Source organism: Burkholderiales bacterium, assembly GCA_013695435.1.
Lineage (GTDB): Bacteria > Pseudomonadota > Gammaproteobacteria > Burkholderiales > JACMKV01 > JACMKV01.
Window position 1 is genome coordinate 18904 of record JACDAM010000078.1, and the last position, 14874, is coordinate 33777.

At 61.4% G+C, this 14874-nt stretch carries 13 protein-coding genes and 1 tRNA gene; 13 read left to right on the plus strand and 1 reads right to left on the minus strand.

The genetic code is table 11. The annotated features are described in order from the left end of the window. Positions 1-11: 11 nt before the first annotated feature. The 10 genes from H0V78_04590 to rlmD all read left to right on the plus strand — a co-directional run bounded on the left by H0V78_04590 (position 12) and on the right by rlmD (position 13153). Positions 12-3500: a CHASE domain-containing protein gene (locus tag H0V78_04590; GenBank protein MBA2351076.1), complete on the plus strand. Its 3489-nt coding sequence runs from the start codon at positions 12-14 to the stop codon at positions 3498-3500. A gap of 45 nt (positions 3501-3545) precedes the next feature. Further along, a complete protein-coding gene (locus tag H0V78_04595; GenBank protein ID MBA2351077.1) occupies positions 3546-6035 on the plus strand; it encodes an EAL domain-containing protein in 2490 nt (829 codons plus the stop codon). A gap of 215 nt (positions 6036-6250) precedes the next feature. Then, a complete protein-coding gene (locus tag H0V78_04600; GenBank protein MBA2351078.1) occupies positions 6251-6790 on the plus strand; it encodes a helix-hairpin-helix domain-containing protein in 540 nt (179 codons plus the stop codon). A gap of 136 nt (positions 6791-6926) precedes the next feature. Further along, entirely contained in the window at positions 6927-7814 is an 888-nt protein-coding gene (gene cysM / locus H0V78_04605) for a cysteine synthase CysM (GenBank protein ID MBA2351079.1), read from the plus strand. 109 nt (positions 7815-7923) lie between these two features. Continuing rightward, positions 7924-9852, plus strand: a complete 1929-nt coding sequence (locus tag H0V78_04610) for a hypothetical protein (GenBank protein ID MBA2351080.1) — start codon at positions 7924-7926, stop codon at positions 9850-9852. A 15-nt stretch (positions 9853-9867) separates the two neighbouring features. Beyond that, positions 9868-10071, plus strand: coding sequence for a hypothetical protein (locus H0V78_04615; GenBank protein MBA2351081.1), 204 nt, complete (start codon positions 9868-9870; stop codon positions 10069-10071). 15 nt (positions 10072-10086) lie between these two features. Further along, a complete protein-coding gene (locus tag H0V78_04620; protein ID MBA2351082.1) occupies positions 10087-10500 on the plus strand; it encodes a YdbL family protein in 414 nt (137 codons plus the stop codon). A gap of 113 nt (positions 10501-10613) precedes the next feature. Continuing rightward, on the plus strand, positions 10614-11387 hold the full coding sequence (locus H0V78_04625) for a 3'-5' exonuclease (GenBank protein ID MBA2351083.1): 774 nt from the start codon (positions 10614-10616) through the stop codon (positions 11385-11387). Beyond that, a complete protein-coding gene (locus tag H0V78_04630) occupies positions 11387-11797 on the plus strand; it encodes a VanZ family protein (protein ID MBA2351084.1) in 411 nt (136 codons plus the stop codon). Before H0V78_04625 ends, H0V78_04630 begins: the two co-directional genes overlap by 1 nt. Positions 11798-11851: 54 nt before the next feature. After that, positions 11852-13153 carry a 23S rRNA (uracil(1939)-C(5))-methyltransferase RlmD gene (gene rlmD, locus H0V78_04635; protein MBA2351085.1) on the plus strand — a complete coding sequence of 434 codons (1302 nt, stop codon included), beginning with the start codon at positions 11852-11854 and terminating at the stop codon, positions 13151-13153. Between the two features lie 58 nt (positions 13154-13211). Here rlmD and H0V78_04640 read toward each other — a convergent pair whose 3' ends face one another. Further along, positions 13212-13901: a Bax inhibitor-1/YccA family protein gene (locus H0V78_04640; protein MBA2351086.1), complete on the minus strand. Its 690-nt coding sequence runs from the start codon at positions 13899-13901 to the stop codon at positions 13212-13214. A gap of 142 nt (positions 13902-14043) precedes the next feature. Here H0V78_04640 and H0V78_04645 point away from each other — a divergent pair. From H0V78_04645 to H0V78_04655, 3 genes are all read left to right on the plus strand, one after another. Beyond that, a tRNA-Ser gene (locus H0V78_04645) sits at positions 14044-14128 on the plus strand. A 65-nt stretch (positions 14129-14193) separates the two neighbouring features. Continuing rightward, positions 14194-14298 carry a DUF2474 domain-containing protein gene (locus H0V78_04650; protein ID MBA2351087.1) on the plus strand — a complete coding sequence of 35 codons (105 nt, stop codon included), beginning with the start codon at positions 14194-14196 and terminating at the stop codon, positions 14296-14298. A 44-nt stretch (positions 14299-14342) separates the two neighbouring features. Beyond that, on the plus strand, positions 14343-14816 hold the full coding sequence (locus H0V78_04655) for a carbohydrate-binding protein (GenBank protein MBA2351088.1): 474 nt from the start codon (positions 14343-14345) through the stop codon (positions 14814-14816). The last annotated feature ends 58 nt before the right edge of the window (positions 14817-14874 follow it).

The window sequence follows — 14874 nt, forward strand, 5'->3', positions numbered from 1 at the left end:
CAATCCGCACCTTGTCCGCTATCTCAGAATCGATAACCCGCGTTTCACGACTGCCACAGCCGACGCGATGGCTGCTTGCCGTGCTCGCGCTGGCCGTCGTCTACTATCTCGCGGCGCGCCTCGGGCTGCTGCTGGCTTTCGCCGAAAGCAATGTTTCCCCGGTCTGGCCGCCGTCCGGCATCGCGCTGGCCGCGCTCCTTTTGTTCGGTTATCGCGTCTGGCCGGGAATTCTGCTTGGCGCATTCGCGGCGAACCTGGCGGTGTTCGCGGCCAACGACGCGGCGGGCACGTCAACGATCGTTGTCGTCGCGTCCGTCATCGCGCTGGGTAATACGTTCGAAGCCCTGCTTGGCGCCCTGCTGTTGCATAGGTTCGTGCCGTCGGGCAAACCGTTCGAGCAGCCGCAGGACGTGTTCCACTTCGCCCTGATCGCGCTTGTCATGTGTATGCTCGCCGCGACCGTCGGCGCCGTCGCCCTGATCGTCGGCGGCATCGTTTCGTCGCCCGCCTTGACGGCGCTCTGGAAGACCTGGTGGCTGGGCGATGTGGCCGGCGTCCTGACCTTTGCGCCTGCGCTGTTGGCGTGGGGCGTGGCGGGAACAGGAGCGGCGGCAGGCGCCGCGGCAGAAGGGGGTGGCACTATTCATCGGAAATGGAAATCGCTGCAACTGCCGGCAGCGAGCCACGCGATTGCCCTGCTCGCCGTGCTGGTGGTCGTCAGCGCGCTGGTGTTCCGGGGTCAGGCGCTGCCCGGAGACGCCGACCGTTTGCTCGTCTATCTCTTTATTCCGGTGATCGCGTGGACTGCCTATCGCTACGGCGCGCGCGGCGTCGCGGTCGTTTCGTTGCTGATTACCGGTATCGCGGTCGCGGCCACGACCCAAGGCTACGGCCCTTTCGCGAAGGGCGATCTGAATGACTCACTGATCGGCCTGCAAGTCTTCATCGGGCTGTGCACCGTGACCGGGCTTACGCTCGCCGCCGATCTTGCCGAACGCAGGCATTTGCTCGGCGCGCCGGCCTGGCGCGATGTCGCGCTGCCCTGGACTACGCTGCTCGCCGCCATCGCTGTTACGGTTCTGGGTTGGCACCTTGTCGCATCCGAATCCGGGCGCAATGCCGGCGAACGCTTCCACGTCCTGACCGATGAAATCGAATCGCGCATCACCGACAGGCTGCAGTCGGCCGAGGAAATTCTGCTCGGCGCCGCCGGCTTGTTCGCCGCTTCGCAATCGGTCGAGCGCGATGAATGGCGCGAATACGTGGCGCGGCTGCGGCTGGAAAAAAACTTTCCGGGCATCCAGGGCGTTGCCTACGCGCGGCGCATCCAGCCCGGCGAGAAAGATGCGCACGTCGAGCAGGTACGCAGCGCCGGCTTTCCCGATTACCGCATCAAGCCGGAAGGCGTGCGCGACGAATATAACGCCATCGTTTATATCGAGCCTTTCAGCGGCCGCAACCTGCGGGCGTTCGGCTACGACATGCTGACTGAGCCGGTGCGCGGTGCGGCGATGATGGCGGCGCGCGATACCGGCGAGACGACGATTTCAGGCAAGGTCACGCTGCAACAGGAAACCGAAACAGGCGTACAGGCCGGCTTCGTCATGTACCAGCCGGTCTATCGCAACGGCGCCGCGGTCGCGACCGTCGAACAGCGCGGGGCGGCGCTGTCGGGCTACGTCTCCGTTCCGTTTCGTGTAAACGATCTGCTCGCCAGCACACTGGATCGCGAGTTGCTCTTCGCGACGCTCCAAATATTCGATGGCGAGTCGCCGGTCGACGATGCTCTGCTGTACGACAGCGAGCAGGTGCATGGGCGCGCGCGGCAACATGGCATACCCATTTTCACCTCGCAGACGATGCTCGACATCGAGAACCGGCGCTGGACTTTGCGCTTCACTTCACTGCCCGCTTTCGAGAAGACCATAGATCGGCAAAAGGCGCAGGTCGTGATGATCGCCGGCATCGTCATCAGCCTGTTGCTGTTCATTCTGGTGCGCTCCCTGGCGGTGACGCGCGAACGCGCGCTGGCGCTGGCCAAGGACATGACCTCTTCCGTGCTGGAATCGGAAGCCAAGTTCAGGTCGCTGGCGGAATCGGCCAATGAAGCGATCGTGATCAGCAAGGGCGAGGGCAAAATTGTTTCGTGGAACCGGGGCGCGCAAGCGATCTTCGGTTATACGGCGCGGGAAATCGTCGATGACGACCTGACGCGCATCATGCCCGAGCGCTACCGTGAGCCGCATCGACGGGGGATGGAGCGCATGCGCATCGCGGGCGAGGGGCGATTGCTCGGCAAGACCATAGAACTCGCCGGTTTGCGCAAAGACGGCAGCGAATTCCCGCTCGAACTGTCGCTCGCCGCCTGGGAAACACACGAAGGCCGTTTCTACAGCGGCGTGATCCGCGACATCACCGGGCGCAAAGCGCTGGAAACCGAACTCGCCCAGAGGAACGAACTCGTGAACGCCGTGCTCGAAAACGTCGAATCGGGCATCGTCGTTTGCGACGCCGAGGGCGCACTGACGCTGTTCAACCGCGCCACGCGCGAGTTCCACAATCTGCCGCAGGAACCGTTGCCGGCGTCGCGATGGGCCGAGCACTATGATTTGTATCACGCCGACGGCAGTCCGATGCAGTCCGCGGATATTCCGTTGTTCAAAGCCTTGCAGGATCAGCCGGTGCGCGATCAGGAGCTGATGTTCGTGCCGAAGCACGGCGGCAAAAAACGCGTGATGCTGGCCAGTGGCCAGGCACTGTTCGGCCACGGCGGCGAGAAGCTCGGCGCCGTTGTCGTCATGCACGACATCACCGAACGCCGGCAAAAGGAACAGGCGATCAGCGCCGCCCTGCGCGAAAAGGAAACCTTGCTGAAAGAGGTCTACCACCGCGTCAAAAATAACCTGCAGGTCATCACCAGTTTGTTCAACTTGCAGGTTCGTACGCTGCCCGCTGGCGAAGCGCGCAACGCCCTGCAGGAAAGCGCGAATCGCGTGCGCGCCATGGCGCTGGTGCACGAAAAGCTGTATCAATCGGGTGATTTGTCGTCGATCGATCTGAAAAGCTATATCGGCGATCTGTGCCATCGTCTCGGCGCCGCGGCTGGCGCCAAAGAGCAGGGTATCGATATCGTCAGCGTCGTCGAGGCGGTCGATGTCGGCATCGAGTCTGCTGTACCGCTCGGTCTGATTTTGAACGAACTGGTAACGAACAGCCTCAAGCACGCGTTTCCCGACGGGCGCAAAGGCATTTTGTCGGTCGTCCTCGAGCGTTTCGACGACGGCACGGCATTGCTCACCGTGGCGGACGACGGCGTCGGTATGGCCAATGATTCAGCGCCCGATGCCGCCGCTGCGTTGGGCGTCAAGCTGGTCGAAACCCTGAGCCGGCAACTGGATGGCGATCTGACTTTCGAAAGCGCCGGCGGAACCCGCGCTCGGCTCAGGTTTCCGGTCCCCGATCTCCGCCCCAACCCTCCTCAGCAAGTGGGAAGGGGGTAAACCGGCTTCCCAACTAACCGGGGTTGATTCGTTTATTATTCGGTCATGAAACAGGCCGCGATTGTTTCTACACGCTCCGACGCTCGCCCGGCGCCCGCCAAGATACTGGTGGTCGAGGACGAAGCCATCGTCGCGCTGGATATCGAACAGCAGTTGCTTGAAATGGGTTACGACGTCTGCGCCACCGTTGATAATGGCGCCCATGCGATCGCGCTCGCCCGCCAGCACCGGCCCAACCTTGTGCTGATGGATATCGTCATCAAGGGCGATATGGATGGCGTCGAAACGGCGCGCCACATCGGCCGCGGCCTGTACATTCCGGTCGTGTTTCTGACTGCTTACAGTGATGCGCGCACCGTCGAGCGCGCCGCGCGCACGGCGCCGCACGGCTATCTGACCAAACCGTTTCAGCCGAAGGAATTGCGCGCGGCGATCGAAGTCGCCTTGTACAAGGCAATCATGGAACAGCGCCTGCACGAATCCGAGCAGTGGTTTGCGTCGACCTTGCGCTGCGTCGGCGATGCCGTCATCGCCACCGATCCACAAGCCCGCGTGCGTTTCATGAATCCGCAAGCAGAACTGATTACAGGCTGGGTGCAGGAGGAAGCGCTAGGCACGGATGTCGGCAAGATACTGCGATTGCGGGACGCGAAGACCGGCGCGCGGGTCGAGTCGCCGGCCAGTCGCGCGCTGCGCGAGAATGCGGCGGTCGGCATCGGTCACGGAACGTTGCTGGCGGCGCGCGACGACACCAGCCGGCCGATGGACAATTCGGCCGCGCCGATCCGCACCGAAGACGGCAAGCTGCTGGGCGCTGTCGTCGTGCTGCGCGATGTCAGCGAACGCCTGCGCGCCGAGCAGGCGCTGCGTCACAGCGAGGCGCGCTTTCGCAACGCGTTCGATTTCGCGCCGGCGGGCATGGCGGTGGTCGCGCTCGACGGCCGTTTCCTGCAAGTCAACGCTGCCGTGTGCGCGCTGTTCGGCCGCGACGAGGCTGAGTTGCTGAGCCTCAGGCAAGAGGATGTGACGCACGCGAGCGACATGGGCATGGAGCGGAAATACCTGCTCGCGCTGCGGGCCGACAAGACGCCGTCGGTGCAATTCGAAAAACGCTACCGCGGCGCTGACCGCGGCGACATCTGGGCGCTGGTCAGCGTTTCGCTTCTGCGCGCGGAAGACGAACCGCTGTACTACCTGTATCAGATCCACGATCTTTCGCAGCGCAAAGAGGCGGAGCATCAGCTTGCGCAGCTCGCTTATTCCGATGCGCTGACCGGTCTTGCCAATCGCGCCCGGTTGCGCGACGAGGGCGAGCGTATGCTGAGCGCCGCCAAGCGCCGCAAGAAGCGCCTCGGCGTGGTGTTCCTCGATCTCGATCGCTTCAAACAGGTCAACGACAGCCTCGGGCACGAAGCCGGCGACGTGCTGCTGCAAACCGTCGCCAACCGGCTCAAGACCTGCGTGCGCGATACCGACTGCATCGCGCGCCTCGGCGGCGATGAATTTGTGCTGCTGCTCAGCGATCTCGAGGAACCGAAGCATGCTGTCAGCATTACCGAAAAGGTGCGGAAATCGCTGTCGGCGCCGTGCCATTACCAGGGCCAGGAAATGCCGATGACAGCGAGCCTCGGTATCAGTTTTTATCCCGACGACGGCGCCGATTTGCAAAAATTGTTTCGCTGCGCCGACAGCGCGCTCTATCACGCCAAGGCCGAGGGCCGCAATAACACGCGTTTCTATCGTCCCGAGCTGACCGCGCAGGCGGAAGCCCGCCTCAAGCTAGAAACCGCGCTGCACCGCGCGATCGAACGCAACGAGTTCGTCCTGTACTACCAGCCGATCGTCGCGCTGTCCAGCGGCAAGCCGATCGGCGCCGAAGCATTGCTGCGCTGGCGTCATCCCGAAAAAGGTTTGATGTTGCCCGACGAATTCATACCCGCGGCCGAAGAAACCGGCTTGATTGTCGAATTGGGCGAGTGGGTTTTGCAGCAGGCGGCGCACGAGGCGGCGGCGTGGCAGCAGTCCGGCTCGCCGCTGACGGTTGCAGTCAACGTTTCGGCGCGCCAGTTCAAGGTCGGGGCGCTGGCCGATACGGTGCGGCGCGCCTTGCATTCGGCGCGCCTTGCGCCCGAACTTTTGTGCCTCGAAATTACTGAGCAGTTCTTGCTGCCCGACGATCCACACAACCTCGCGGTGCTCGACGAACTCAGACGCATCGGCGTTCAGATCGCGCTCGACGACTTCGGCGTCGGCTACTCGTCGTTGAGCTACATCAGGCGTTTCGGCCCCAGCAGCGTGAAAATCGATCGCTCGTTCGTGCGCGATGTCGCCGATGATCCTGATGACGCCGCCATCGTCGCCGCAATCATCGCCATGGCCAGGCGGCTGCGTATCAATGTTGTCGCGGAGGGCGTCGAAAACGAGGCGCAGCGCGTGTTTCTGACAGGCGAAAGCTGCGATCATGCGCAAGGCTTTTATTTCGCGCATCCGTGCGCGGCGGACGAGTTTCGCGCCTGGCTCGGCGCCAACTCTTGATGGATGGCGCAAGGCCGTATCGACGACCACGCCTCCGGTTTTCCTGGAGGGGCCGACCCGCGGCGTGGGGTAGCTGAGTTTTCTTCCCTTCCGAGGGGTTCCCTCGGCAGGAAAGAAGGGAAACGGCCGGCGTCAACGCCTATCGTCGGCGCGGCGTTAAAACAGGGCAGCGTTTGGATATTCCGACCTGCGCCTGTCGTTCTGACCTGGAGGAAATGGAAATGAAAAAATTGCTGCTGCTCGTCATCACGTTTGCGTTTTGCGGCTTTGCGTACGCTGTCGATATCAATACCGCGAGCCAGAAAGAGCTTGAGGGCGTTAAAGGCATCGGTCCGGTGAAGGCCAAGGCGATCATCGACTATCGCAACAAGAATGGCGCATTCAAGAGCGTCGAGGATCTCGCCAACGTCAAGGGCATGGACGCCAAAAGTGTAGGCAAGATGAAGGGCGAATTGACCGCCGGCGGCGCGGGCAAGACGATGAGCCCGGCGGAAGCAAGCAAAAAAGCCGACGAGACGATGTCGAAAGACGCCCCGCGCAAGCCTGCGGCGGCGGGCAAGGAGGACCCGGTGGAAGCAAGCAAAAAAGCCGACAAGACCTTGTCGGAAGATGCGACGCGTCCCTTGCACGACAAGGAGGCGAAGCCCGGGCCGGTCGAAAAATCGGGACCGGCTTCGGGCAGGAAAGCCGACGAGACGATGTCGCAGCCGTCCCCGCGCAAGCCCGCCAACCCGGACCCTGCCCGCGCGCAATAACCTGACCCGGCCCTGCGCCTCACGCGGGGCTGTTTCAGCGCCGGCGAATTGGCCGTGCTGAACGCATCTGGTATCCTCGCGCATCGGGCGCTTTCTCGTCGGCGCCCGCCGAATTTCCCGAATCCCCGTTAGCGCGATGTACAAAACCCTCGAAGATTTCGTCGGCAACACGCCGCTGGTCAGATTGAAGCGGCTGCCCGGCGCCACCACCAATACCGTGCTGGTCAAACTCGAAGGCGACAACCCGGCGGGCTCGGTCAAGGATAGGCCGGCGCTATCGATGATCAAACGCGCGGAAGCGCGCGGCGACATCAAGCCGGGCGATACCTTGATCGAAGCAACCAGCGGCAATACCGGTATTGCGCTTGCCATGGCGGCGGCGATGATGGGTTATCGCATGGTGCTGGTGATGCCCGAACATCTGAGCGTCGAGCGGCGGCAGACCATGCGCGCGTTCGGCGCCGAATTTGTGCTCACCTCCGAAGCCGGCGGCATGGAAACCGCGCGCGATACCGCCGAGCGTATGCGCGACAACAATGAGGGAATCATCCTCGACCAGTTCGCCAATCCCGATAATCCCTTATCGCACTACGAAGGCACGGGCCCGGAAATCTGGCGCGATACCGACGGCCGCATCACGCACTTCGTCAGCAGCATGGGAACGACGGGAACCATTGTCGGCTGCTCGCGCTATTTCAAGGAAAAAAACCCTGCCATCCAGATCATCGGCGCGCAGCCGTCGGAAGGTTCGCAGATCCCGGGTATACGGAAATGGCCGCCGGCTTATCTGCCGAAAATCTACGATGCGAGCCGCGTCGATCGCGTGCTTGAAGTCAGCCAGACCGACGCCGAGGAAATGACGCGGCGCCTCGCCAGCGAAGAGGGCATCTTCGCGGGAATTTCATCCGGCGGCGCGCTGCACATCGCGCTCCGACTCAGCGCCGAGCTCGACCATGCCGTCATCGTTTCGATCGTCTGCGACCGCGGCGATCGCTACCTGTCGACCGGAGTATTTCCGGCCTGAAATGGAAATGCGCTGAGACACCTCTGACCAGACTCTGACCAACTTCCGCGCGCCCATTCTGCTTGCCGCACTCCTGATCAGCGGGCCGGGTTTCGGCCAGCAGATCGGTTTGTCGATAGCCGATATCCACAGTCCTTCGTTCAGCGCGAAATCGATCGAAGCCGGGTTGCACGGCGACGATTTATCCAGACTCGAACTGCGCATAGGCGAACTCACCTTGCAGGGCAAAACGCTGCGCAATGTCGCGTTGACGTGCGGCCAATTCCAGCTCGAAAAAACGACGATGCGCTGCGCCGAAGGCGTTCTCGACGCCGGCCGGAAATGGCCGATCCGTTTTGCCTACGAGACGGAAACGCAAAAGCTGGAGCTGATCCTGCAGCCGGAGAAAGGCGAGAGCTGGGAGCTGACTGCCGAATTTAAGCGCGAGCCGTTTACACTCGAACTCGTAATCACGCACGGCAAATTGCAGCGGCTCGCGGCGCTGTTGCCGGAGGCAGCGCCGAACGCATTTCCGAACACATTGCCGAAAGTGAGCGCCGGCGTCATCGACGGCCGCTTCACGCTGCGCGGCGGTCGTGGCCGTCTCAAACTCGCCGCCGATACGAAGTTTCGCGATCTTGCGTTCAGCGATGCCGCCGGTTTGCACGCCGGCGAAAAAATCGAAGCCGCGATTCGACTGACCGCCGACCAATACGGCGATGGCTGGCAATGGAAAACCGGGATCGACTGGATCGGGGGCGAGGTATTCTGGCAACCGCTGTATTTTGCGGGCGGACATCGCTTGACCGCGGCCGGCGCTGCGAGCGAGCGTTCGATCGAAATCACGTCTGGTCAGCTTGCTCTGGCGAAAATCGGCGAGATCGATGTGACTGCTTCATGGGACCGGGGGGCGCATCGTCTGAACAGCGCCAGGGCGCGCACCGATGAGGTCGATCTGGCCGAGCTCTATGCGCAAGTGTTGAAGCCCATGCTTGGACAGACCGCGCTGGCCGATCTTCGCGTCGATGGCCGCGCCGGTTTCGATGTTCGATTCGGCGACGGCGCGGTGCAGGCGCTGACCCTGGCCTTGCAAGGCGTTTCGCTGGAAGACAAGCAACGCCGCTTCGCCATTTTCGATCTCGACGCGAATGTGCCGTGGCAACGCAGCGTGCCGACCAGGGCCGGCATTCGCATAAGCGGCGGCGAAGTGTTTCGTCTGCCGCTGGGGGCAGCCCAGGTTCCGCTCGAAATGAACGGCCTCAGCTTTGCCATACCGAAAACCGAAATTCCTATCCTTGATGGCAGGCTCGCGCTCAGCGATTTTCGCGCCGAGAAAAGCGGAGAGGAGTGGCAGTGGCAGTTCGGCGCCGGCCTGACGCCTGTCTCGATGGAGAGGCTGACGCAAGATCTCGGCTTGCCGCGCATGCTCGGCAGCCTGTCTGGCGTCATTCCAGCTGTGCGCTACCGCGATTCGACGTTGAGCGTGGATGGCGCGCTGTTGTTCAAGATTTTCGACGGCACGATCGTCGCGAAAAATCTGGTGATGTTCGATCCGCTCGGCGCTACTCCGCGGCTCTCGGCGGACGTCGATATGCGCAACCTGGATCTCGATCTGCTGACGCGCACGTTCTCGTTCGGCAATATCACCGGCCGCATCGACGTGACTTTGAGCAAGGTGGAACTCGCCGATTGGCGGCCAGTCCAATTCGACGCTTCGATCCGCAGCAGCCCGGGAAAGTATCCGAAGAAGATCAGTCAGACCGCGGTGCAGAATATTTCGGCGCTGGGCGGCGCCGGCGCGGTCGCCGCGCTGCAACGCAGCTTTTTGCGATTCTTCGAGCAGTTCGGTTATTCGCGCATCGGTTTGAGTTGCGTGCTGCAGAACAGCGTGTGTGAGATGGGCGGTATCGAGCCGGCCCAGCAGGGTTATGTGATCGTCGAGGGCGGCGGCATACCGGCGATCACCGTGTTGGGCTACAATCGCCGCGTCGCGTGGCAGGAATTGCTCGACCGGCTGAAGCGAATTACCCAGGAAAACGTTAAACCGATCGTGCGCTGAAATGCTAAGGAAACCATGACGAATAAAGGGATTGTTCTGCTGGCGGGTTCGCTGCTTGCCGGGTGCGTGACGATCAATATTTACTTTCCGGCCGCAGCGGCAGAGAAGGCGGCAGACAAGATCATCGATGAGGTCTGGCAGCTCAAGGACGGCGCGGCGGATGGCGCAGGCGGCGCCAAGAGCGATGCACCGGCGGCGCAACCCAAGCCGACAAAATAAGGAGGCGATATGACTATGCGTTTCGCACGCGTTTTGTTCCTTTGTTTGATGTCGATAGCGACCCTGGCGTACGCCCAGGCTGATATCGAAATCAACACGCCGGCGATCACGACGCTGAAAAACAGCATGCAGCAACGCCACAACCAGCTCGCGCCGCATTACGCGAGCGGAGCGGTTGGTTTGACGCGCGACGCGCAGATCGTGCTGCGCGATGCGAATGCCGTGCCGTTGCCGCAGCGCCAAGCGGTCAACTCGCTGGTCGGCGCCGAGAATCAGGACAGGTCGGCGCTCTACCGTGAAATCGCGCGCGCCAACCAGCATCCGGAATGGGAGAGCGAAATCCGCTCGACTTTCGCCGGGCGCTGGATCGAAAAAGCGCAGTCCGGCTGGTGGGTGCAGGACGGTCAGGGCGGCTGGAAGAAAAAATAAGAGTCTGCTCACGTCGCGGCTGCATCGCCAAGCGTTTGGCCGCATTCTCCCAGGCGAGCCGCTGGCGACGTTCGCCTGTCCTGCTCGCTCATCCACAATTCGCCCGGATTTTCGTGACGCCAACTCTCGTATTCGACATCGAAACCATACCTGACGTCGCCGGGCTGCGCCGGCTGTACGGCCTCGGTGACGATATCGACGATGCCGGCGTGGTCGATATGGCCAGTCATCGCCGCCGGCAGACGCATGGCAGCGATTTCCTGCAATTGCATTTGCACCGGATCGTCGCCATTTCCTGCGCATTGCGCGAAGGCGACAACTTCAAAGTCTGGTCGCTGGGCGAAGCCGACGACGGCGAGGCCGAACTGATCGGCCGTTTTTTCGATGGCATCGCGAAATACACGCCGCAGCTCGTATCGTGGAATGGCTGCGGCTTCGATTTGCCCGTGCTGCACTATCGGAGCCTCGTCCACGGCGTCAGTGCGCCGCGCTACTGGGAGCAGGGAGACGACGATCGCGAATTCAGATGGAACAATTATCTGGGCCGCTATCACACCCGGCATATCGACTTGATGGACATGCTTGCGTTGTACCAGCCGCGCGCCAATGTGCCGCTCGACGACATGGCCAGGCTCATCGGCTTTCCGGGCAAGCTCGGTCTGCACGGCTCGAAAGTCTGGAGCGCATTTCAACGCGGCGAAATTGCGGCGATCCGCAATTACTGCGAGACCGATGTCGCCAATACGCATCTGGTGTTTCAGCGATTTCAGTTGATGCGCGGCGTCCATACCGAACAGCAATATCGCGACGAATGCGATCTCGTTCGGACCACGCTGGCGGCTTCATCGGCGCCGCATTGGCGTGAATTCATCGAGGCCTGGCGTTGATGACCGACGCGCTCGCCGTCGATTTGAATTATCGCAAGCTGTGGTTGGCGCTCGGCTGGCTGCTGGTCGGCGTTGTCGTCTATGCGTCGCTCACGTCAAGTACGCCGGAGACACTGCCATTCGACGATGCCGACAAGTTCGGCCATTTGCTTGCGTACGCGGTTTTGATGGGGTGGTTCTGCCAACTGTTTTGGTCAATCAGCGATCGCTTGAAGTTGGCCGCCGCGTTTGCCGTGATGGGAATCTCGCTCGAGTTCGCGCAAGCGTTGACTGGCTACCGCTCTTTCGATTACGCCGACATGCTGGCCAATGTCCTCGGCGTAGCCGGCGGCTGGATGGCGATCAAGACGCGCTTGCGCTACAGCTTGTCGGCGTTCGATCGCTATATCAGTGCGGTTACGGCGGGCTGATATTCCAGTTTCCTTGCTAAACAAAGCGCTTGGGCATTCGACCGGATTCAAGCCGTGACGGTCATCGTCGAGTCGCTGGATCAGGAAGGCCGCGGCATCGCCCGCGAAGCCGGCGGTAAGGTCGTGTTCATCGAAGGCGCCTTGCCGGGCGAAGTCGTCAGCACTATCCCGCTGCGCAACAAGAAAAAATTCGCGCTCGCCAGGCTGGACCGAATCATTAAATCGAGCGGCGCCAGAGTCGAACCGGGTTGCCCGCACTTCGGTGTTTGCGGCGGGTGCAGCCTGCAGCATCTTGAGCCGCGCGCGCAGGTCGCCGCCAAGCAGCGCATACTCGAAGAGACGCTCTGGCATATCGGCGGAGTCAAGGCGGAAACGCTGTTGCCGCCGATATACGGACCGAGCTGGGGCTATCGACAGCGCGCCCGGTTTTCAGTCCGCTATGTAGCAAAAAAGGGCAGGGCGCTGGTCGGCTTTCACGAGAAAAACAGCCGCTATATTGCCGATATGACGAGCTGCCCGGTTTTGCCCGCGCGCGCGTCGCGTCTCCTTGCGCCGTTGCAGGAGCTCGTCACCGTGTTGTCGATCAAAAGCCGCGTTCCGCAGATCGAGTTGTCGATCGGAGAAGAAAATCTGGTCCTCGTGGTGCGCATTCTGGAAGCGTTGACGGCCGCTGACGAAAACCTGATCGAACGTTTTGCCGAACTGCACAGCGTCATCGTATTCGTGCAGCCGGGCGGACCGGACTCGGCGTCCCAGTTTCATCCGCGGCAAGCGGCGACACTCGAATACCGGCTTCCCGAATTCGATTTGCGCATGCCGTTTCATCCAACCGAATTTACCCAGGTCAACCATGCGGTCAATCGCATGCTGGTGCGGCGCGCTATCAGTTTATTGGCGCCGGCCGAAGGTGAGCGCATCGCCGATCTCTACTGCGGTCTCGGCAATTTTTCGCTGGCGGCCGCACGGCGAGGCGCGAACGTGGTCGGCGTCGAAGGCAGTGCAGCGCTGGTGGGGCGCGCGCAGGAAAATGCGGGGTACAACGGGCTGACGCAAAACACGCGATTTTTGCAAGCCGATCTGTTTGCGATTTCAGCGTCGGAGCTGGCTGAATTCGGCCATTTCGACAAGCTGCTGATCGATCCGCCGCGCGATGGCGCTGTCGCTATCGTCAAGGCGCTCGGCGAAGAGCTGGAGCCGCCGCGGCGCATCGTTTACGTGTCGTGTAATCCGGCCACGCTGGCGCGCGATGCGGCGCTGCTGACGCAGGTCAAGGGCTATCGCTTGGCCGCGGCGGGCGTGATCAATATGTTCCCGCAAACCTCGCATAGTGAATCGATCGCGTTGTTCGAACGGTAGTGGCGCCGAAGCGAAAAAAAAGGGCAGCCGAAGCCGCCCTTTTTTGATGCCGGGTACGCTATTCGCGCTGACCGGTGAAAGCCAGCAGCAGATGAAGGAGGCTCACGAACAGATTGTAGATGCTCAGATACAAGCCCAAGGTCGCACTGATGTAGTTGGTTTCGCCGCCGTGAATGATGCGGCTCACGTCATACAGGATAAAACCCGAGAACAATAACACCGCCACCGCGGAAATGGTCAGCGAGACGGCCGGCACCTGGAAAAACAGGTTGGCGACGATCGCGATCAAGAACAGCACCGCGCCTATCGTCAGGAAGTTGCCCATGAAGCTGAAATCCCTGCGCGTGACGGTTGCGATTCCGGCCAGGGTGAAGAAAATCGCCGCCGTGCCGCCGGCCGCCAGACCGATAATTTGCCCGCCGTTACCGAAGCTCAGCGCGACCTGCAGGATCTGGCTCAGCCATAGCCCCATGAAGAACGTAAAGGCCAGCAGCAAGGCAACGCCGAGGCCGCTGTTCTTGGTTTTTTCGATCGCGTAGAAAAATCCGAACGCCCCCGCCAGAAACAGCAAACCGCCCATGATCGGGTTGGTGGCCATGAACGAAACCTGCATGTTGATGCCGATCATCGCCCCGATCATTGTCGGAACCATGCTCAGCGCCAAAAGCATATACGTATTTCGCAAAACCTTGTGCTGGGCAACCGCAACTTGCGAAGATTGCGCCGCCGGGATTCGTAGTTCAGCCATTGTCACCGCTCCTCATTGAAAAACTGTTACTAAGACTACCCAAGCCCCACTTAAGTTGCAACTCTGGCAGGGCATGGGCTCGCCTTGTATCATTCGTTTCGACAGGGGTTTTTGTGAGGGTTTACGCGGATTCAGGCGTTCGGGAAGGGTGGCAGAGCGGTCTAATGCACTGGTCTTGAAAACCAGCGAGTCGCAAGGCTCCGTGGGTTCGAATCCCACTCCTTCCGCCGAGGATGCGTCAGTTTTTAGCTGATCGGCCGCAGGGGACAGCATTGAATACCGCGTTGCGCGCATGGCGAAAAAGCTTCTCTGGATGGTCTTGATCTGGACTGCGGGTGTCGTCGCGCTGGGCCTGGTTGCGTACGGTATCCGTTTGGTGATGGACGCCGCCGGGTAGTGTCCCCTGCTCTAACCGTTTTGAATTTCTGAAAGAGGGCGCCGATGCGCAAGCGAATCATTGCTCCAACCCGGCAAGACATTCTTCCCAGGGACCAGGATAATCTGGATGTGGAAACCCTGGCCGAAATAGAAATGACTTCCGAGGACGCGGCGCATCCGATCGAATCGGCTCTGCTGCCGGGTTCCGGCGCGGGCTGGCGCGCCGCCGGACCGGGCAAACAAACGATCCGGCTGCTCTTCACGCAGCCGCAAAGGCTGCGCCGGATCTCGGTGCATTTCGTCGAGCCCGATGCGTCGCGTACGCAGGAATACGTGTTGCGCTGGTCGCCCGATTACGGGCAAACGGTTCGGGAAATCGTGCGCCAACAGTGGAATTTCAATCCCGAGAGCGCGAGCAGCGAATCGGAAGACTACCGCGTCGATCTGATGGGCGTCACAGTGCTCGAGCTCATCATTGTTCCAGACATAAGCGGCGGCAATGCTGTCGCTTCTCTTGCGCGGTTACGTCTTGCCTAGTTCACAGCGCAAAGCCATGAAAAGCCAGGCCAGACCTGTCAAGCCCATAAAAAAAATT